Source organism: Stenotrophomonas sp. SKA14 (assembly GCF_000158575.1).
Lineage (GTDB): Bacteria > Pseudomonadota > Gammaproteobacteria > Xanthomonadales > Xanthomonadaceae > Stenotrophomonas > Stenotrophomonas forensis.
In genome coordinates this window covers 1805447-1823995 of record NZ_DS999412.1, presented here as the reverse complement: position 1 = coordinate 1823995, position 18549 = coordinate 1805447, and the positions used below count along the sequence as shown (strand labels likewise).

At 68.0% G+C, this 18549-nt stretch carries 20 protein-coding genes; 12 read left to right on the top strand and 8 right to left on the bottom strand.

Features of this window, described 5'->3' with window-relative positions; translation table 11 throughout:
• Positions 1–27 precede the first annotated feature (27 nt).
• Positions 28–1179, top strand: coding sequence for a transglutaminase domain-containing protein (locus tag SSKA14_RS08255; protein ID WP_040007308.1), 1152 nt, complete (start codon positions 28–30; stop codon positions 1177–1179).
• A 7-nt stretch (positions 1180–1186) separates the two neighbouring features.
• On the opposite strand, the gene SSKA14_RS08250 is transcribed toward SSKA14_RS08255, so the two are convergent.
• The gene (locus tag SSKA14_RS08250; protein ID WP_008265884.1) at positions 1187–1522 is read right to left on the bottom strand and encodes a zinc ribbon domain-containing protein YjdM; all 336 of its coding nucleotides are present in this window, start codon (positions 1520–1522) and stop codon (positions 1187–1189) included.
• A 169-nt stretch (positions 1523–1691) separates the two neighbouring features.
• Here SSKA14_RS08250 and SSKA14_RS08245 point away from each other — a divergent pair, with 169 nt between their 5' ends.
• The 3 genes from SSKA14_RS08245 (at position 1692) to SSKA14_RS08235 (ending at position 3770) form a co-directional block, all read left to right on the top strand.
• Positions 1692–3053 carry an Hsp70 family protein gene (locus tag SSKA14_RS08245; protein WP_008266863.1) on the top strand — a complete coding sequence of 454 codons (1362 nt, stop codon included), beginning with the start codon at positions 1692–1694 and terminating at the stop codon, positions 3051–3053.
• Between the two features lie 229 nt (positions 3054–3282).
• Positions 3283–3576, top strand: a complete 294-nt coding sequence (locus SSKA14_RS08240; protein ID WP_080354961.1) for a YkgJ family cysteine cluster protein — start codon at positions 3283–3285, stop codon at positions 3574–3576.
• A gap of 11 nt (positions 3577–3587) precedes the next feature.
• Positions 3588–3770 (top strand): hypothetical protein, encoded by a 183-nt coding sequence (locus tag SSKA14_RS08235; protein WP_005410566.1) that lies wholly within the window; start codon positions 3588–3590, stop codon positions 3768–3770.
• A 49-nt stretch (positions 3771–3819) separates the two neighbouring features.
• Here SSKA14_RS08235 and SSKA14_RS08230 read toward each other — a convergent pair whose 3' ends face one another.
• From SSKA14_RS08230 to SSKA14_RS08220, 3 genes are read right to left on the bottom strand one after another with little or no spacing between them, the layout of a single operon-like run.
• Positions 3820–4701, bottom strand: a complete 882-nt coding sequence (locus SSKA14_RS08230; protein WP_040007306.1) for a DUF4097 family beta strand repeat-containing protein — start codon at positions 4699–4701, stop codon at positions 3820–3822.
• Between the two features lie 10 nt (positions 4702–4711).
• Positions 4712–5239 carry a hypothetical protein gene (locus SSKA14_RS08225; RefSeq protein ID WP_008264722.1) on the bottom strand — a complete coding sequence of 176 codons (528 nt, stop codon included), beginning with the start codon at positions 5237–5239 and terminating at the stop codon, positions 4712–4714.
• A complete protein-coding gene (locus SSKA14_RS08220; protein WP_008264751.1) occupies positions 5236–5814 on the bottom strand; it encodes a sigma-70 family RNA polymerase sigma factor in 579 nt (192 codons plus the stop codon). The genes SSKA14_RS08225 and SSKA14_RS08220 overlap by 4 nt, the downstream gene beginning before the upstream one ends.
• Positions 5815–5940: 126 nt before the next feature.
• On the opposite strand from SSKA14_RS08220, the gene SSKA14_RS08215 reads away from it, so the two are divergent.
• Positions 5941–6120, top strand: a complete 180-nt coding sequence (locus SSKA14_RS08215) for a hypothetical protein (protein WP_008268616.1) — start codon at positions 5941–5943, stop codon at positions 6118–6120.
• A 35-nt stretch (positions 6121–6155) separates the two neighbouring features.
• Positions 6156–6749: a mechanosensitive ion channel family protein gene (locus tag SSKA14_RS08210; protein WP_006462204.1), complete on the top strand. Its 594-nt coding sequence runs from the start codon at positions 6156–6158 to the stop codon at positions 6747–6749.
• Positions 6750–7326: 577 nt separating this feature from the next.
• Here the strand turns inward: SSKA14_RS08210 and SSKA14_RS08205 are convergent.
• On the bottom strand, positions 7327–7593 hold the full coding sequence (locus SSKA14_RS08205; protein ID WP_006460850.1) for a DksA/TraR family C4-type zinc finger protein: 267 nt from the start codon (positions 7591–7593) through the stop codon (positions 7327–7329).
• Positions 7594–7724: 131 nt separating this feature from the next.
• Positions 7725–8282, bottom strand: coding sequence for a DUF2058 domain-containing protein (locus SSKA14_RS08200; protein WP_008266309.1), 558 nt, complete (start codon positions 8280–8282; stop codon positions 7725–7727).
• A gap of 62 nt (positions 8283–8344) precedes the next feature.
• On the opposite strand from SSKA14_RS08200, the gene SSKA14_RS08195 reads away from it, so the two are divergent.
• The 3 genes from SSKA14_RS08195 (at position 8345) to SSKA14_RS08185 (ending at position 11281) form a co-directional block, all read left to right on the top strand.
• Complete coding sequence (locus SSKA14_RS08195) at positions 8345–8845, top strand: M48 family metallopeptidase (protein ID WP_008267667.1); 501 nt, start codon at positions 8345–8347, stop codon at positions 8843–8845.
• 56 nt (positions 8846–8901) lie between these two features.
• The gene (locus tag SSKA14_RS08190) at positions 8902–9600 is read left to right on the top strand and encodes an RNA pseudouridine synthase (RefSeq protein ID WP_008265276.1); all 699 of its coding nucleotides are present in this window, start codon (positions 8902–8904) and stop codon (positions 9598–9600) included.
• A gap of 91 nt (positions 9601–9691) precedes the next feature.
• Positions 9692–11281 carry a phospholipase D family protein gene (locus SSKA14_RS08185; RefSeq protein ID WP_008264677.1) on the top strand — a complete coding sequence of 530 codons (1590 nt, stop codon included), beginning with the start codon at positions 9692–9694 and terminating at the stop codon, positions 11279–11281.
• Positions 11282–11284: 3 nt separating this feature from the next.
• Here the strand turns inward: SSKA14_RS08185 and SSKA14_RS08180 are convergent, their stop codons facing one another.
• Positions 11285–12358, bottom strand: a complete 1074-nt coding sequence (locus tag SSKA14_RS08180; RefSeq protein ID WP_008266847.1) for an HDOD domain-containing protein — start codon at positions 12356–12358, stop codon at positions 11285–11287.
• Positions 12359–12637: 279 nt separating this feature from the next.
• On the opposite strand from SSKA14_RS08180, the gene SSKA14_RS08175 reads away from it, so the two are divergent.
• Positions 12638–13735 (top strand): Glu/Leu/Phe/Val dehydrogenase dimerization domain-containing protein, encoded by a 1098-nt coding sequence (locus SSKA14_RS08175; protein WP_008264553.1) that lies wholly within the window; start codon positions 12638–12640, stop codon positions 13733–13735.
• A 46-nt stretch (positions 13736–13781) separates the two neighbouring features.
• Here the strand turns inward: SSKA14_RS08175 and SSKA14_RS08170 are convergent, their stop codons facing one another.
• Entirely contained in the window at positions 13782–16634 is a 2853-nt protein-coding gene (locus SSKA14_RS08170) for an autotransporter serine protease (RefSeq protein WP_008268507.1), read from the bottom strand.
• 183 nt (positions 16635–16817) lie between these two features.
• On the opposite strand from SSKA14_RS08170, the gene SSKA14_RS08165 reads away from it, so the two are divergent.
• The gene (locus SSKA14_RS08165) at positions 16818–17993 is read left to right on the top strand and encodes a thiolase family protein (RefSeq protein ID WP_008265500.1); all 1176 of its coding nucleotides are present in this window, start codon (positions 16818–16820) and stop codon (positions 17991–17993) included.
• A gap of 124 nt (positions 17994–18117) precedes the next feature.
• The gene (locus tag SSKA14_RS08160; RefSeq protein WP_004153024.1) at positions 18118–18459 is read left to right on the top strand and encodes a hypothetical protein; all 342 of its coding nucleotides are present in this window, start codon (positions 18118–18120) and stop codon (positions 18457–18459) included.
• Positions 18460–18549: the final 90 nt, after the last annotated feature.

Below are 18549 nucleotides of genomic sequence, written 5' to 3'. Positions count from 1 at the left end.
GAGCGCCCGCCGCTGCCGGGAGCTGTCATGTACCGCCCTTCCGTCCCTTGCCTGGCCCTTTCGCTGCTCGCCCTCTGTGCGCCGGCCTTCGGCGCGGACCCGGCGCCGCCTGCAGCGGTGGTGACCACGCCGACCATCACCGTGTCGGCCCCGCGCGTGCCGACGCCGGACGAGGTGTTCGCCATTCCGGCGGACCTGCGCGCGATGCTGCAGAAGCAGGTGATCCAGCGCAGCTACTCCCGCGACCAGCGCCTGCAGGCGCTGGTGGAAATGATCTTCGAACAGCACGGGCTGGACCTGCAGTACGACGCCAATGCGACCTACACCGTCAGCGAGATCTGGCAGCATCGCCAGGCCAACTGCCTGGCCTTCACCCTGCTGTTTGTGACGCTTGCCCGCGAAGCCGGCATCCAGGCCCGCGTGCAGGAAGTGGGACAGGTGGTGTCGTGGTACCAGGACCAGCAGAACGGCGTGGTCTACAACGTCGGGCACGTCAACGCCGGCGTCGACGTCGGCGGGCGTTTCGGTACCGTCGACCTGGACCGCAACGTGCTCTACGACCGGCGCGGACCGGTTCCGGTCAGCCGTGCGCGGGCCTTGGCGCATTTCTACAACAACCGCGGCGCCGAGTACCTTGCCGAAGGTGACCTGGTGGGTGCACGTGCGTTCTTCGACGCTGCGCTGGCCCAGGACAGCGGGTTCGCTCCGGTCTGGAACAACGTCGGCGTGCTCGACCATCGCGCAGGCGACAACGAGGGCGCACGACAGGCGCTGGACAGGTCGCTGCAGCTGGATGGACGCCAGGATGCCGCGCTGACCAATGCCTCGGCACTGTTCCGCAGCCTGGGCCTGACCGCGCAGGCGCAGGCGCTGGAGCGCCGGTTGACGTCGGTGCAGCGCGAGGACCCGTTCGCGCAGTACATGCTCGGCGCCAAGGCCGAGCGTGCGGGCCAGCTGGATGCGGCGATCCGCTACTACCGCCAGGCGGTGCGCCTGTATGACACCGCGCACCAGTTCCACTTCGGGCTGGCACGGGTCTATTTCCTGGCCGGCCAGCTCAAGCGTGCCGATCGCGAAATGCTGCGCGCGCAGGAACTGGGCGGGGCCCCGGAGCAAGCACGCTACCAGGCCAAGCTGGACAGCCTGGCGCGCTGGCGCGCGCAGCAGGCCAGGCGCTGAGGTCCGGTCAGGCCTTCTTGAGGAAGCAGGTCTTCAGGACCAGCCCCTTGATCTTGTCCGAGTTACCTTCGATGTGCTCGGCATCGTCCTCGACCAGGCGGATGTTGCGGATCACCGTGCCCTGCTTCAGCGGGATCGAGGAGCCCTTCACCTTCAGGTCCTTGATCACGGTGACGGTGTCGCCGCTCTGCAGGGTATTGCCGTTGCTGTCACGCACGACCAGGGTCGAACCGGCGCTTTCCTCGGCGGTCCACTCGAAGCCGCAGTCGGCGCAGATCCACAGCGCGCCATCGGCATAGGTGTTTTCCAGGGTGCACTGCGGGCAGGCGGGGGCGGACGACATCGGCAAGTACCTCAAAATGAATCAACAGCCGCCATTGTAACCGGCCGGCCTTTTTCCCATTCCGCCGGGAGGGGGCCGGCGGCCCTCCTTCACGGCACGACGCTGGAACTTGCAGTCGGCCGCGAACTGCAGCAGAGTGCGCGGCCCCTGATCGCCCCCGGAATTCCCCATGCGCCTCGGCATCGACTTCGGTACCAGCAACTCCGCCGCCGCCATCGTGCATGAGGGAAAGCTGCTGCCGATCCGCTTCGGCGACGCCGAGCAGTTCCGCACCAGCGTGTATTTCCCCGGCGTGGTGCCGGACCCGGACGATTTCCAGCTCGACGACGGCCAGGAACACCAACTGCAGCAGATGATCGACAGCGCCGCCCGCGCAGCGCGTGCCGCCGGCCAGGAACGCACGCCACAGGCGCTTCGCCGCGAAGCCCTGCGCGCGTTGCGCCGCGAGTGGATGGAAGCCCGTGCCGGCCAGGAACGCAGTGCCAGCGACCTGCTGCAGAACGCGGTCTACGGTGATGAGGCACTGGAAGCGTACTTCGAGGAACACGAAGGCAACCTGGTGCAGAGCCCGAAGTCGATGCTGGGCTACAACCTGCACCCGCGCGCCAGGCAGACCATCACCGGCATCGCCGCGCACATCCTTGAACACATCCGCCTGACCGCCAGCGCCCAGCTTGGCCGCCCGCTGCGTGCCGCCCTGCTCGGCCGCCCGGTGCAGTTCCGCAGTTCGATCGGCGCGGCCGGCAACGACCAGGCGCTGGACATCCTGCGCGAGGCCGCCACCCAGGCCGGCTTCGACCAGATCGATTTCCTTGAAGAACCCGCCGCTGCGGCCATGCATTACCACGCCGAAAGCCGCGAGCGGCACCAGGCCGTGATCGTCGACATCGGTGGCGGTACCACCGACATCGCGCATGCCGAAGTCGGCGGCGACGACGCACCGCGCATCCACCGCGCCTGGGGTATCGCCCGCGGCGGTACCGACATCGACCTGGCGCTGAGCCTGTCCAGCTACATGCCGCTGTTCGGCCGCGGCATCACCCGCGTGCCCACCCACCACTACGTGGAAGCGGCCACCGTGCAGGACATGACCCGGCAGCGCGATTTCCGCCTGCACAAGTACGACCATGTGGACGCGCCCTGGGGCGACCGCCTGCAGGCCCTGCAGGACACCGGCAACACCGCGCGCCTGTACCGCGATGTCGAACGCGCCAAGATCGCCCTCAGCGCCGCCAGTGAACACCGCAGCACGCTGGACTACATCGCGCGCGACCTGCATGCCGACAGCAGCGCCGACGGCCTGGCTTCTGCCGCACATGGGTACCTGGAGCAGATCCGCGAGCTGCTGGCCCAGGTCCGCAGCGATATCGGTGGCGATCCCGATGCGGTGTTCCTGACCGGTGGCATGTCCCGCGCCGGCTACCTGCGCCAGGCCGTGGCCGAGGCCTTCCCGGGCGCCCGCATGGTCCATGGCGAACCCTCGCTGGGGGTGGTCCAGGGCCTTGCGCTGGCGGCAGCCAGCCAGGATTAACAAAACGTTACGCGGTCTAAGTTACTCTTGGTCGGCTAGAACCCAGCTGCACCTTCCACCGGCCACGCCGGTGCGTGTCTTCCGTGCAGCCCGGCCCGCCCTGCGGGCCTAGCGGCCATGCCTTCCTGGCTCGTTCATGGTCCGCGTACCACCGGAGCCGCCATCGAGACCCGCTTTGGGCACCCGCCAGGCCCCAGAGGCCTTACAACCTGACGCAGCACCTGCACCCATCGACTGCCGCCGTTGTGACGCGGTCTGTTGCCGGCTGCCCGTGCTGCTGCAGCCCGGCGACCACGTGCCTGGCCAGTTCCTTTCGCGCGACGCGCACGGCCGTGCCGTGATGGCACGCAACGAGGAAGGCTGGTGCGCAGCGATCGATCCCTATCACCTGCGCTGCACGATCTATTCGCAGCGCCCGGCGATCTGCCGCCAGTTTTCGATGGGCGGCGATGACTGCCGCCGCGAGCGGCAGGACTACCTGCGCCAGGCCGATGCCTGGGCGCTTTCCTCCCCTTCCACCTGACAGGAGCAACCATGCCCCGCAAGGCAAAGACCCCCGCGAAGGCCAGCAACAGCATCCGCAGCGAACGCAAGGGCGCGGCCGCCAGCACCGTGGTCAGCAGTGATTCGATCGCTTCGGACCTGGCTGCGTTCCGCAAGGCCGGTGGCAAGATCGAAGTCCTCGGCACCACCTGGGCGCTGAAGAAAGCCAGCTGACCCAGTACCGACCGCGGCGGCGCTGCCGCCGCGGCCTGCCGGACCGCGCTCAGCGATCCAGGCGTACCTGCACACTGCCCGAATGCGACTGGATGCGGATGTCACCATCACCGCCGCCCAGTCGTGTGTCCAGGTGGCTGCCCGGCCCGTAGCGCGGCCGCTCCACCTGCCCGGCATCGCTGTTGATCGAGCCGCTGAAGCTGTTCACCGACAGCTGCGCCGACACCGTGCGCGGCAGGCTCAGCGTGACCGAAGCGCTCACCGATTCGACGTTGATGCGGCCACCCGGTGCCAACCCGGCCGCTGCCAGCTCGATGCTGCCCGACACGGTTTCCACCGCCAGCCGCTGCACCCGCCCGGCGTCCACCTCGACCCGGCCGGACACGGTCTGCGCACCGATATCACCGGATACGCCGCCACCGGCCTCGATCCGCCCACTGACCGTGTTGACGTCAAGCTTCGGTGTCTGCAGGCGTGCACTGACACTGCCGCTGACCGTGTTGAGTTTGCTGTCGCCACTGCGCCCGGCCGCGCTCAGGCTGCCGCTGACCGTATCGGCCTGCAGGCGGCGCACATCGATGCCGCTGATGTCCTGGCTGGCGCTGACCGTACTCAGCAGCAGTTCCACCGAGCGCGGCACATTCAGCACCAGCGTGGCGCCACCGTTGCCGTTGCGACGCGGGTATTCGATCTCCCAGCGCACGCGGTTGGCGCTCTTCTCCTGGCGCAGCTGCAGGCCGTCACTGAGCGTGCCGGTGAGCTGCACATCATTGCGGTCCCAGCCGCGCACGGTCACCTTGCCGGCGACGTTGCTCAGTTCGATGCGACCGCCGGCAGCCAGCGTGTGGCGTTCGTCGATACGCGTGTCGGCCAGCGCCAGCGAGGGTGCCAGCAACAGCGCCACACAGCAGGACATCAGGGTTCGGGTCATTGGGGTCTCCTCAGGTTGCCAGGCCGGACTCGGCGGCATAGGCCGCCTGCCGGGTCAGTTCCAGACGCAGCGCATAGGTGCGCTTGAGCTGGCCAAGCAGGTGCGGCGCACGGGGGTCCTGCGCCAATGCGGCGCGGATCTGCGCAGCACTTTCATCAAGTTCGTGCAGGGCCGGTTGCCATTCCGGCGCCCGGCCATCGGGCAGCGAAGCCACCGCCTGCTGGTACTGCTCGGTCATCGCCGCGGCCTGCAGCTGCAGCGCGGACGGCGCTGGCATGCCGGGTTGCGCATGGCGCCATGGCGCCACCGCATACACCGCCAGGCTGGCCGCCAGCGCCGCGCCCACCGGCAGCCACCAGCGCCGCCTCGGACGCATGGGCAGGGCCACCACATTGCCATCCGCTGCAGGTGCCGACGGTGGTTCACGCGGTGGCAGCCGGCTCGACAGGCGCTCCCAGCCATCGGCGGGCACGCTGCGTTCGCTGGACAGGGCACGCAGGCGTGCCAGCAGCGCGGAATCGTGGTCGTGTGTCGTCATGTCATGTCTCCCAGCCGTGCACGCAACAAACCGCGCGCACGATGCAACTGTGCCTTGGAACTGCCGACAGCCATCTGCAGCTGCTCGGCGATTTCGTGGTGTTTCCAGCCTTCGATGTCGTGCAACACCAGTACCGCACGTGCCCGTGGTGGCAGCGTCGACAGCGCACGCTCCAGGTCGCGCTCGGTGCCGGCACAGCGGTCATGCACCGCCAGTTCCTGCAACCCGCCGTCGACCTCATCCAGACTGTCGTGGTCCTGCCCGGCCGCGCGCCCACGCAGTTCCATCAGGGCGGCATTGACGCCCAGCCGATGCAGCCAGGTCGACAGGCTGCTCTCGAAACGGAACCCCGGCAGCGCCTTCCAGGCCTGCAGGAAGGCTTCCTGCAACGCATCTTCGGCACGTGCCTGCTGGCCGCCACACAGGCGCCACAACACAGCGAACACGCGCGGCGCATGGCGCCGGTACAGCAGTTCGTAGGCGGCGGTATCGCCTGCGGCCGCCGCCCGCACCAGGGCGGGTTCGTCGACGGCGTCGTTGGCGGCAGGCGGCGCGGGCATGGTGGTGTCGAGCATATCGCTTGGATGCGGCGGCCCGGGAAAAGGTTTAGAGCCGGATGATGATCGATTCGCTGCAACCTTTTCGGCGGCCGCTGCATCCATGCAAGGTCCTTCGTGAAAACGCCGTCCGGGAGTCCTGCCATGTCCAGCCCATCCTGCGCCGCCCTGCTGGTGATCGCCGCCTGCGTCCTGTTGCAGGTACTGGGCCTGTCGCTGCAGCTCCGCCCCGACAACGGCCGCGCCTGCCTGCAGCAGCATCGCAAGGAGCTGGTCTGCCTGGCCTGGACGCCCACGGTCGAATCCGCCGCACGCGCCGGGTAACATCGGGGGCCGTTTCCCCCCTCCGTAGTCGTCCCATGATGTTGTCGCTGAAGGACCACCTGCCACCCTGGACTCACCCTTGGCTGAACTACGCCGGCGTTGCCCTGCAGATCGTGCTGGTGCTGCTGGTCGCCTGGCTGCTGCGGCTGCTCGCCCGTCGCCTGATCCGCCGCTTCGCCGAGCACTACACGCTGCCGCCGGAAATGGTGATGGGCGCACGCCGGATCACCAGCTTCGTGGTCTATTTCAGTGCCCTGCTCTACATCCTCAGCCTGCTCGGCGCGAAGCCGTCAGTGCTCTGGACCGCCTTCACCGGCTTCGCCGCGGTGGGCGCGGTGGCCTTCTTCGCGGCCTGGAGCGTGCTGTCCAACATCTTCTGCACGCTGCTGATCTTCACCACCCGTCCGTTCCGCCTGCACGACTACATCGAGGTGCTGGAGAACGGCGAGAAACCTGGACTGAAGGGCCGGGTGATCGACGTGAACCTGATCTACACGACGCTGCAGGAAACCGGTGATGGCCACGAAGGCACGGTGCTGCAGCTGCCGAACAACCTGTTCTTCCAGCGCACGGTGCGTCGCTGGCGCGACCCGGCGCAGGCCCCCGGCGGCATCCAGGGCGACGGCTGAGGGGGTTTTTCTTTGCAGGGCTGCGCCCTGCACCCGCCGAGGCAGCGTCAACCACCGGAGCAACAGCAAAAGCCGGCATTCCGTGGGTTGGCGGGGTGGGTCCGGTTGAGGGGGGCGCCGTAAATACGTCCATGTAGGCTCGGTCGCCGCATCCATGCGGCTCACGCCCCCTCAACCGGACCCACCCCGCCTTCGACAGATCTCCGCTATCTGCTGGGACGGCGTTCTGCTCGGGTGGGTGTCGACCTTGGTCGACACAGTAGAGCCACGCCATGCGTGGATGATTCATTCGATATCTGACAGAAAAGTCGTGTCGACCAAGGTCGACACCTACCAACAACCGCGCGTTCCAATGACCGCCGTTGCCAACAGCCGCGTGAACCCGTCGAAGGTGGGGCGGTGTCGGAGTGCGGGGTGTCAGCCGCATGGATGCGGCTGCCAAGCCCCCATGGATGGGTTCACGGCGTCCCCGCACTCCGACACCGCCCCGCCATCTCACGGAATGCCCGCCGTTGCCGTTGCTTCGGCTGTTGCACTGGCTTCTGCAGGTGCAGGGCGCAGCCCTGCCGAACACCCCTTACCTCAGCTGACTGTCCTTGCTGCCGCGCCGGTTGTAGCCGCTGTGCGCGTGTTCCTCATCATCCAGCGCCTGCTGGCAGGCCACGCACAGGCGTACCCCGGGCACGGCCTGGCGCCGCGCCAACGGGATCGGCGCGTCGCATTCTTCACAGTGTTCCAGGCCCGGCCCCTGGCGCAGCTGGCGCCGGGCACGCGCAATCGCATCATCAACGGTAGCGTCGATCTGGTCCTGGACCGCGCCATCTCCCGCCCAACCGGTGGCCATGGCCATCCTCCGCAGGTGTTTCGCCTGATATGGGGACGATACAGGCCGGCAAAAAGACAGGCCGTGATGTGGAGCCGAGCCCTGCTCGGCTGCTCTTCAGGAAGACGAACAGGATGCCGTCCCCTTCTTGCTTACCAGACCAGGTCGTCCGGCACCTGGAACTGGGCGTAGTAGGCATCGTCCTCGGCGTTGCCGGTGGAGATCTCGGCGGTCGAGCCCGGCTGGCCGTGGTCGACGATGATCGATTCCGGGGCGCGTTCACGCACCTTCTCGGCGGCGGCACGCGGCAGCAGCGCGTAGCCCTCGCCATGGGCAACGATGACCAGCACGCCCACCGACAGTGCCTTGCGCAGCTTGGGGTCGATCAGCAGGGTGCGGATCGCCGCGCCGTCGCTGAAGCGGTACTCATCATCGCCCTTGTGGGGCACCGCATGGGCGGTGATGATCTGCTTCGCCTGCGCCTTCTGTTCAGCCTGCCTGGCCTGGGCATTGCGCTCGGCGGCCAGTGCGCGGTCACGCTCAACCTTCTCGGCGCGGGCGCGTTCAGCTTCGCGCTGGACCTCGGCCGAGGTCGATTCGGCCTTGCCCTGGCGGGCCTTGGCCTGCGCGCTCGCGGCGGCGCTGGCCTGCGACTTCTTGGCCAGGCCGGCCTTGAGCAATTGTTCCTGCAGCGCGTTGGGCTTTGCCATGGTCGATGCGTACCGCGTGTAATCTTGGAGGCCCCATTCTACCGACGCCCCGCCGCCCCTGCATGGCAGTGATGAAGTACCTCACCGGCTATCCCGAGCCCCTGGTCGCCCAGGTCAGCGAACTGCTGGCGCAGGGCAAGCTGGGGCCCTGGCTGCAGCAGCGCTACCCGGACCCGCACGAGGTGCGCAGCGACCGCCAGCTGTACGACTACACGCAGGAACTGAAAGACCGTTACCTGCGCAAGTCGGTGCCGCTCAACAAGGTCTGCTACGACAACACGCTGGAAGTGATCAAGCACGCGCTGGGCACCCACACCGCCATCTCCCGCGTACACGGCGGCCGCCTCAAGGCCAGCCGCGAGATCCGCATCGCCACCGTGTTCCGCCAGGCGCCGGCGGCATTCCTGCGCATGATCGTGGTGCACGAACTGGCCCACCTGAAGGAAGCCGACCACAACAAGGCTTTCTACCAGCTGTGCCAGCACATGGAGCCGGACTACCTGCAGCTGGAGTTCGATACCCGCCTGTACCTGACCGAGCTGGTCAACCGCGGCCAGCGCTGACCGGCCGCAGCAGCTACACTGCGCGCCCCCTGCCCGACCTGACCGACCTGCCCACCATGGAACCGATCCGTCTCGACAAACGCCTGTCCGCCCTGCTCGGCATCCCGCGCGGCGAAGCCCGGCGCTACATCGAGGGTGGCTGGGTCACGGTCGATGGCGAAGTGGTGGAACAGCCGCAGCGCCCGGTCGACGACAACGCCGTGATCGTGGTGGCCGAGCAGGCCAGCGATGACAAGGCCGAACGGGTCAGCATGCTGCTGCACAAGCCGGCCGGCGTCGCCGCCGAGACCCTGTGCGCACTGGTCAGCAGCGACAGCCGCAGCGAGCTTGATGCCAGCGGCATCCGTCCGCTGCAGCGCCATTTCCACGGCCTGCAGCTGGCGGCATCGCTGCCGGCGGCCGACAGCGGCCTGGTGGTGGTCAGCCAGGATCCGGCCACGCTGGCCCACCTGCAGCGCAACCTGGGCCGCACCGAGCAGGAGTACCTCATCGAAGTGGCCGAAGGCGGCCCCGAGCGCGGTCCGTGGCTGCTGGCGCGGCTGCAGCACGAATCCGGCGGTGCCAAGGTCAGCTGGCAGAGCGAACAGCGCCTGCGCTTTGCCGGCAAGGGGCTGACCGCCAAGGGCCTGCGCGTGGCGGTGACCGCCGCCGGGCTGCAGGTCGCGGCCGTGCGTCGCCTGCGTATCGGCCGAGTAGCACTCGGGCCGCTGCCACCAGGCCAGTGGCGCTATCTGGGCAGTGACGAGCGGTTCTGAGGCCATCCACGCATGGCATGACATTGCCTGAAGAAGCCATCCACGCAAGTCGTGGATCCATTGCAATGTGTCTTCTGGCTTTCATCCACGCATGGCGTGGATCTACCATCGGGGCATGAGTCCACCCAAGCCCCTGTGGCGACGCCTGCTGCGCGTCGCTGCGATCATCGTCGCCGCCTTGTTGCTGCTGGTCCTGTCCGGCCTGCTGCTGGCCGACCATCTCACGCCACAGGCACAGGGCGCGCCATCGCACGTACTGCCACTGCAACCGGCGCAGACGCGCATCGACCAGCAGATCGTGCCTCTGCAGGAGGCCCATCCCGGCAAGTCCGGCGTGGCCTTCCTCAGCGATGGCATGGACGCGTTCGCGGCCCGCGCGATGATCACCACGCACGCAGGACGCAGCCTGGACCTGCAGTACTACATCTGGCACGACGATCTGGTCGGCCACCTGATGGCCAAGGCGCTGTATGACGCCGCCGAGCGCGGCGTGCGCGTGCGCATCCTGCTCGACGACATGAACGCCCGGGACAAGGATGCGCTGATGATGGCGCTCGATGCGCATCCGAACATCGAGATCCGCCTGTACAACCCGTTCCGCAACCGCAGTGGCATCGCACGCACGCTGGAACTGGTGCAACGTGCCTTCAGCGTGAACCATCGCATGCACAACAAGAGCTGGATCGCCGATGGCCGCATCGCCATCGTCGGCGGGCGCAACATCGGCGAGGAATACTTCAGTGCACGCGACGATGTGAACTTCCAGGATCTTGACCTGGTGGTGGCCGGACCGGCCGTGCAGCAGGCCAACCGGATCTTCGACGATTACTGGAACAGCAGCACGGCCATTCCGATTTCCGCGCTGGCTTCATACAGCGATGAACAGCTGCGGCAACTCGTGCGGCAGTCGGACCTGGATGCGCTGCATGCCAGGGCGCAGCCCTACCTGCAGCGCGTAGCCGCATCGCGCGGCCTGCAGCGGCCTGCCCCGGAGCCCCTGCACTGGAGCGCGAACGTGCGCATCGCCTCCGATCCGCCGATGAAGCACCGCGACGATGATCGCCGCCACTGGCTGGTCACTACGCTCAGCGACGAGCTGGCAACCACCCGTCGCAGCGCACTGCTGATCTCGCCCTACTTCGTGCCCGGCAGCGATGGCGTGGAGGGCCTTTCGGGACTGGCCGCGCGCGGCGCCGAGGTGGGCGTGGTCACCAATTCGCTGGCCGCCAACGACGTGGCTGCGGTGCACGGCGGCTACATGGGCTACCGCGTCCCCCTGCTGAAGGCTGGCGTGAAGCTGTACGAACTGAAGGCGCACGGGCAGCCGGATACCAGCCTGTTCGGCAGCAGCGGGGCCAGCCTGCATACGAAGGCGTTCGTGGTCGATGACCGCCGCGGTTTCGTCGGCTCGTTCAACCTCGATCCGCGCTCGGCCTATCTCAATACCGAGATGGGCGTGCTGTTCGACGATCCGGTGCTGGGTGCGCAGCTGCGCGACGAGTACCTGCGCCTGGCCAGCCCTGCGCACAGCTGGTGGCTGGCCCTGGGCCACGACGATGCGCTGCGCTGGCTGGAGCGGCAGCCGCCGCCGCACTGGGTGGAGGCCGAACCCGGGGCAAGCCTGGGCAAGCGCTGGACTTCACGGGTGATCAGCTGGCTGCCGGTGGAATCGCAGCTGTAGCGCTCAGGGCGACGGCGATGCCTCCTGCCCGGCCTCATCGCGCGTTTCCACACTGCGCCCGTGCAGGCGCCGCCAGATCCAGCGCAGGGTATGCGGGGGTGCCGACGGCAGTTGTTCAAGCAGGGCCAGCATGCGGTTCTGGCTGGCATGCCCGTGCCGGCACAGCAGGCTGGCAGCTGCGGCGGCGCTGGCCAGGCGCAGGCTGTCGGCCAGCGGTCCGTCCGCTTCCGGTGCCAGTGCCTGGTGCACCGGTTCGGGCAACTCCCAGGCCGCCGCCACGCGCTGTGCCAGCGGCAACGACCACTGTTGCAGCAGCTGCAGGGCCAGGGTCGGCTCCACGGTTTCGCCGCGTGCCTGCGCTTCCTGCAGCAACTGGCGCATCACCAGCGCAGCGCCCAGCCCCTGCACCAGGCCCAGCCACTGCGCGGCGAAGGCATCGCCGAAGGTGACCGTGCGTGCGTGGTCGGCGGCCGCGCGCGAAGCCAGCAACGCATGCTCCCAGATGATCGTGCTGAACTGCGGGAACACCTCGCACTGCACCTGCATCACCGGCTGCACCAGCACCGCGCTGATGATCTGGCGCACGCCTTCGGTGCCGACCAGGGTCACCGCCCGCTGCAGGCTTTCCACGGGCCGCTCGTGCACCTTGTAGGCCGGGCTGTTGGCGATGCGCAGCAGGTTGCCGGTCAGCACCGGGTCCTGGCCGATGATCGCCGCCATCACCCGCGCCGAGGCCGCGTCGTCGTTGACGGTCTGGATCAGTTGCGGCAGCAGCTGCGGGCGGCGGGGCAGGTGCCGGGCCGCCCAGTCGCGATCCTGCAGCGCGCGGGCCACCGCCTCGCCCAGCGCCGGGTCCTGGACCGGCGTGGGCTCGCCGGCCAGCCGCGGATACAGCGCCAGCGCATGCAGGCCGCGTTGCAGGTGCGCGGCGATCTCACCCGGCGGCAGGGCCTCGCCCTGCAGGCTGGCCGCGGCGGCAGCCACCGCCTGCCGCGACGCTGCCGCCAACCGCGACGGCGCCGCCCCGGTCGAGCGCGCCAGCCACGCGCGCAGCGATCGCCACCAGGCCGGCGTCATCGCCGCCCGCCCTGTCGTTGTGCTGCCTTTGCCGTCACTGACCGTCCTGCCTCTTCACATGAATCCGGCGACCCGCCGTCGTCGCAGCATCGGCCGCGCTTTCATCTTCTTTAACCAGAAGCCCGCCGATGTCGACGGCAGCGGCCGGAGGAATGGACTAGAATGGCGCCGCGCGACCCGTCCCCCTGCACCGACGACGTCGCTTTTTTTGTTTTTGGGACCCTACCGTTCACTGGCCGTTCGCCGCAGTTCGCCGCTGTTCGCGCCATCGGAGATGCCATGCTATTCGAAACCCTCGCCACCACCGGCCATGAACAGGTGGTGTTCTGCCACAACCACGACGCCGGGCTGAAGGCGATCATCGCCATCCACAACACCACCCTGGGCCCGGCCCTGGGCGGCGTGCGCATGCGCCCCTACGCCAGCACCGACGAGGCGCTGGCCGACGTGCTGCGGTTGAGCCGGACGATGACCTACAAGAATGCGCTGGCCGGCCTCAATGTCGGTGGTGGCAAGGCGGTGATCATCGGCGACCCGAAGGTGGACAAGACCGAGGTGCTGTTCCGCGCCTTCGGCCGTTACGTCGATTCGCTGGGCGGGCGCTACATCACCGCCGAGGACGTCGGCACCGACGTCAACGACATGGAGAACATCTACCTGGAGAGCCAGTTCGTGACCGGCGTGCACCAGGTCCATGGCGGCTCCGGCGATCCGGCGCCGTTCACCGCCTACGGTGCGCTGCAGGCGCTGATGGCGGCGATGCGCTTCAAGTTCGGCCATGAAGAAGTGGGCAAGACCAGCATCGCGGTGCAGGGCCTGGGCCACATCGGCATGGAGCTGGTGAAGCTGCTGCGCGACCGCGGCGCCAAGCTGTATGTCACCGACCTGGACAGTGCGCTGGTCGATCGTGCGGTCAGCGATTTCGGCGCCGAAGCGGTCAAGCCGGACGAGATCCACGAGGTCAACGCCGATGTGTTTGCGCCGTGCGCACTGGAAGGCGCGATCAATGCCGACACCCTGCCGCGGATCAAGGCCAAGATCATCTGCGGCACCGCCAACAACCAGCTGTCGAGCCTGGAAATCGGCGACGAGCTGCATGCGCGCGGCATCCTGTATGCGCCGGATTACGCGGTCAACGCCGGTGGCGTGATGAACGTGTCGCTGGAGATCGACGGCTACAACCGCGAACGCGCGATGCGCCTGATCCGGAGCATCTACCACAACCTCACCCGCATCTTCGAACTGTCGCAGCGCGAGAACATCGCGCCGCAGCGTGCCGCCGACCGCATCGCCGAAAGCCGCATCCTGTCGATCGGCAAGCTGAAGATGCCGCTGGGCCGCAGCACCCCGCGCCTGGGCAACCTGCGCGGCGGCTGAGCCTGCGGAAGTCGCGCCGGGCCTGGGCCCCGGCGCGACCGATCACTCAGAACCCGGTGCTGTAGCGCAGGGCCGCCTGCCGCGCGCCTTCGCCACCGACACGCTGGTCGAAGCCCAGGCTCAGGCGGCCATTGCGGCCCCACCACGATTCCAGCGCCACGCCGAACAGCGCACTTCCGCGCGACGTACTCCAGCCCGCCAGTGGCGCCCAGGCATCGACGCCGACGAAACTGGCCTGCCAATCCGCATCCGCACCATCGAGCCGCTGCTGCCACTCGGCATGACCGCGCAGCGTCCATCGCCCCCATCCACGCTCACCGCGCACACCGGCCAGCATCTGGCTGCGCTGCACGCGGTTGGCATCGCCACGCAGGCCGAAGCCGAAACCCCCCATCTCCTGGAAGGCATCGGTCTCCACGCGCGTGGTGCTGGCGCCCAGGTAAGGCGTCAGCGACGCACCGGCACGGCCGAAGCGATAGCCGCCTTCCACGCTGGCACTGCTGAAGCGCCCGCCGTAGCGCGCAGAGACACCGTAGGCGCCGGCACCCAGCAGCAGCTGACGATCCAGCGCACGGGTGAACTGACCGCTGCCGAACTGGGCCAGCGCATAGCCACGCCCCAGGTTCCAGCCGGCATACAACTGCGCCTGCGCCTGGCGATCACGACCGCGCTCTCCATCAAAACTGCTGCCACCGTTGCTGCGGGTCTCGCCGAAGGCCACGCCCATCAGCCCGTTGCTGCCCAAGGCCAGATCCTGGCCAGCCATCCAGCCGCGGCTGTCGGCGCTGTTGCCGGCGAAGCTGCCCTGCCCGGCCTCGCCCAAGGCGCTCTGCCAGGTGCCGCGCAGCCGCGGTGCCGCCTGCACCCGATCGAAACGTTCGGCGATCGCGCGACGTGACATGTCGATGCTGTCGAAGGTGGCCGACTCGGCCCGCGCATGCGCCTGCCCCGACAGGCTCTGCAGACTGGCGGCCAGGCCATCACGACCACCGTCGGTCCACTGCAGCGCGCCGGCGGCCGCGCCGAACGGCGAACCCTGCAGGCCGCTGCTGCGATCCAGCGCGTTGAACGCGCCGTCCAGGCGCTGTGCCGCAGCCTGCGCAGAGGCGCTCAGTCCACTGGCGGCAGAGGTGACGCTGACCTGGGTCAGGTTCAACCAGGCATTGTTGCTGTCATAGCCATAGCTGCTCTGCAGCAGCGACAAGCCCTGCAGGCCGCTGGAGGTGGCCGGGCTGCTGAAGGTGCCGCTGAGGCCACCGGCCGCATGGACCAGGTCCTGGCGGCTGCCGCTCTGCGGCACATAGCCGGAGACGAAGCCATGCACGCGCACGCCACCATTGATCGAGGCGGTGCCGGTGACCTGCAGCGCATTGGCACCGAGCGCGATCATCAGCTGGCCACCTGCCTGCTGCGTGTAGTTGCCCTCGATGGTGCCGGTGGTGCTGCCGGTGGTCAGGAACACGCTGCTGCCGTTGACCACGTTGCCGATCACCCGCGGCGTGCCACCATTGAACTGCAGGCCCGTCGAATCCGGATCGGGCTGGCCCAGGATGGTCACGTTGGAACGGATGACACCGCCGTTCTGCAGCGACAGGATGCCGCGCTCGATGCGGGTGGCACCGGTGTAGCTGTTGTTGCCGCCCAGCACCAGGGTTCCACTGCCCTGCTTGACCAGGCCGCCACTGCCGACGATGTCGTTGCTCCACAGCGAGCCGGTCGAGGCCACATCCACATTGGCGACCACATCACCCCAGTCAAAGCGCCCGGGACCCTTGACCGCTCGGCCGATGTCCAGCAGGCCATAACCGAACACCGGGTCCACGCCAGGCGCGCCAATGTCCTTGGCGGTGCCCAGCAGGGTCTGCCGCACCAGGTCGTTGTTGAAGTAGGGGAATCGCTGCCAGACCAGCGCCGCCGCACCGGAGATCAACGGCGCGGCGAATGACGTGCCGTAGTTCCAGTAATAGCTGCCACCGCTGGCATCGGGATAGACTGCGCTGCCCGGCGCTGCCAGGCAGTAGCGGGCCGCCTGGCCGCAGGCATTGGCATAGCTGGCCAGCGCACCCGGCGTGTAAGGATCAACCGCGGTCGCCACCAGCCAGCCGCGCTCCAGGTCGGCCGCCGGAAGCGTGCCGGCCACGCCTTTCTGGCTGGGCAGCGCGGCCAGGCTGCTGGGTTCGGTGCGCGCGTCATTGCCGGCTGCGAACACCACCAGGCCGCCGTGGTTGATGACAAACGGGCGGTATTCGGCCGCCACCTGCTCGGTGGTCGGCAGGTCGGTCCAGTACAGGCCGCCCCACGAATTGTTCATCACCTTCACGTTGTAGCTGATCAGGTCCTGGTGGACCTGCGCCACGCCGAGCGGACCGCTGAAGGCATTGCCGCGCCCACTGCCGTCATCGGTTGGCGGCGTGTCGGAAATGATCCGCGCGGATACGATCTGCGCCCCCGGCGCGATGCCTCCCGGCCACGTTCCCACCGCTGCACCGGCGGCCAGGCTGGCCACCGCTGTGCCGTGGCCAACCACATCGTCGACCGCCAGGTTGTTCTTGGCCGGATCGATGTAGTTGAGGTTGGCCAGCACCCGCCCGTTCAGCGCCACTGCATTGCGCTGCACCCCTGAATCAACGATGCCGATGCGCACGCCCTGCCCGGTCAGACCGGCCGCCTGTGCGGCGCGCGCGTTGGTGACTGACAGATGCGCATCGAAGGCCGGCTCCTGCGGCTTGGCCGGCGGCGGCGTAGTGGGGGGCGGGGTCGTAGGCGGCGGCGTGGTGGGTGGCGTGGTCGGTGGCGGATCAATGCGCACATTGCTGCCGCCCCCGCCTCCACCACATGCCGTCAGCGCCATGGCCAACGCGGTACCCAGGGCAGACTTCACCATCGTCGTGCGTTCCATCGATTCCTTCCCATGAACGTTGGCCGGCCTTGATCCTGGCTGGCATGCGGCCGCGCCCAGCGACGGCCCTCCGCGACCCTCTATACTTGGGCCGACCCCCACGCAGTCTGCCGGGAAACCGGGGCGCTTCCAACGGCCTCCGGTCTCCTTTCCGAACATTGCTTACGCATCAACGAGATTGCCATGTCCAACATCGTCATCGCCGCCGCCAAGCGCACCGCCATCGGCTCCTTCCTCGGCCAGTTCAACGGCGTGCCGACCCCGACCCTGGGCGCGGCCGTCATCAGCGCCGCCCTGGAACAGTCGGGTGTTCCGGCCAGCGACGTCTCCGAGGTCCTCATGGGTTGCGTGCTGCCGGCCAACCTCGGCCAGGCGCCCGCCCGCCAGGCGGCGATCGCCGCCGGCATCCCGCTGTCGGTGGGTGCCACCACCCTCAACAAGGTGTGCGGCTCGGGCATGAAGACCATCATGCTCGGTCATGACCTGATCAAGGCCGGCTCGGCCAGCATCGTGGTCGCCGGCGGCATGGAATCGATGTCCAACGCGCCGCACATGCTGCCGAACTCGCGCACCGGCAACCGCTTCGGCAACTTCCAGGCGGTCGACCACATGGCGCACGACGGCCTGGTCAATGCCTACGATGGCAAGGCGATGGGCGAATTCGCCGAATGCGCCGTGGACAAGTACCAGTTCAGCCGCGAGGAGCAGGACGCCTACGCCATCGAATCGGTCAAGCGTGCACAGGCCGCGCAGGCCAATGGCGCATTCGCCGATGAAATCGTCGCGGTGAAGGTCGCCACCCGCAAGGGAGAGGTCGAGGTCGCCACCGACGAACAGCCGGGCCGCTCGGACATCGCCAAGATCCCGACCCTGCGTCCGGCCTTCAAGAAGGACGGCAGCGTCACCGCCGCCAGCTCCTCCAGCATTTCCGATGGCGCGGCCGCCGTGGTCCTGCTGACCGAGGAAGATGCCGCCGCGCGTGGCATCACCCCGCTGGCCCGCATCGTTGGCCACGCCACCCACTCGCAGGAACCGGAATGGTTCACCACCGCGCCGATCGGCGCGCTGCACACGCTGCTGGCCAAGACCGGCTGGTCGCTGGACCAGGTCGATCTGTTCGAAATCAACGAAGCCTTTGCCGTGGTGGCGATGGCGCCGATGCGTGAGCTGGGCATCCCGCACGACAAGCTCAACGTGAATGGCGGTGCCTGCGCGCTGGGCCATCCCATCGGTGCCTCGGGTGCACGCCTGGTGGTGACCCTGGTCAACGCGCTGCGCACGCGCGGTGGCAAGCGCGGCATTGCCACCCTGTGCATCGGCGGCGGCGAAGCGACGGCAATTGCCATCGAATTGATTTAAAAAGATTTAACGATGATTTCGCAAAAATGAATGCGGGATCGCTTGACACCCAATATTGGCTTGTCATCATGTTGTCGGCGCGCAGCATGCGCGTTGCCTAATTCTAACGACGAGGATTTACACAATGAGCATCAACAAGCTGCTGGTCGCGATGTCCCTGGCTCTGGCCCTGGCCGCCTGCTCGAAGCAGGAAGCTGCCCAGGACGCCGCTGCTTCGGCCAACGAAGCCGCCACCGAAGCCCAGGCTGCTGCCGACCAGGCCGCCGCTGCTGGCGCCCAGACCGCCGACGCTGCCCAGCAGGCCGCTGACACCGCCGCCACCGCTGCTGACGCTTCGGTTGACGCCGCTGCCCAGGCTGGCGCTGCTGCCACCGACGCTGCTGCCGGCGCTGCTGCCGACGCTGCCAAGGCTGCCGAAGGCACCGCCGAGAAGGCCAAGGACGCTGCTGAAGAAGCCAAGAAGTAATAACTTCTTTCTTCACGCTGTTCTGGAAAAGCCGCTGGTTCGCCAGCGGCTTTTTCTTTGCGCCGATGCCGGCGGTTGAGCCAGTGCATC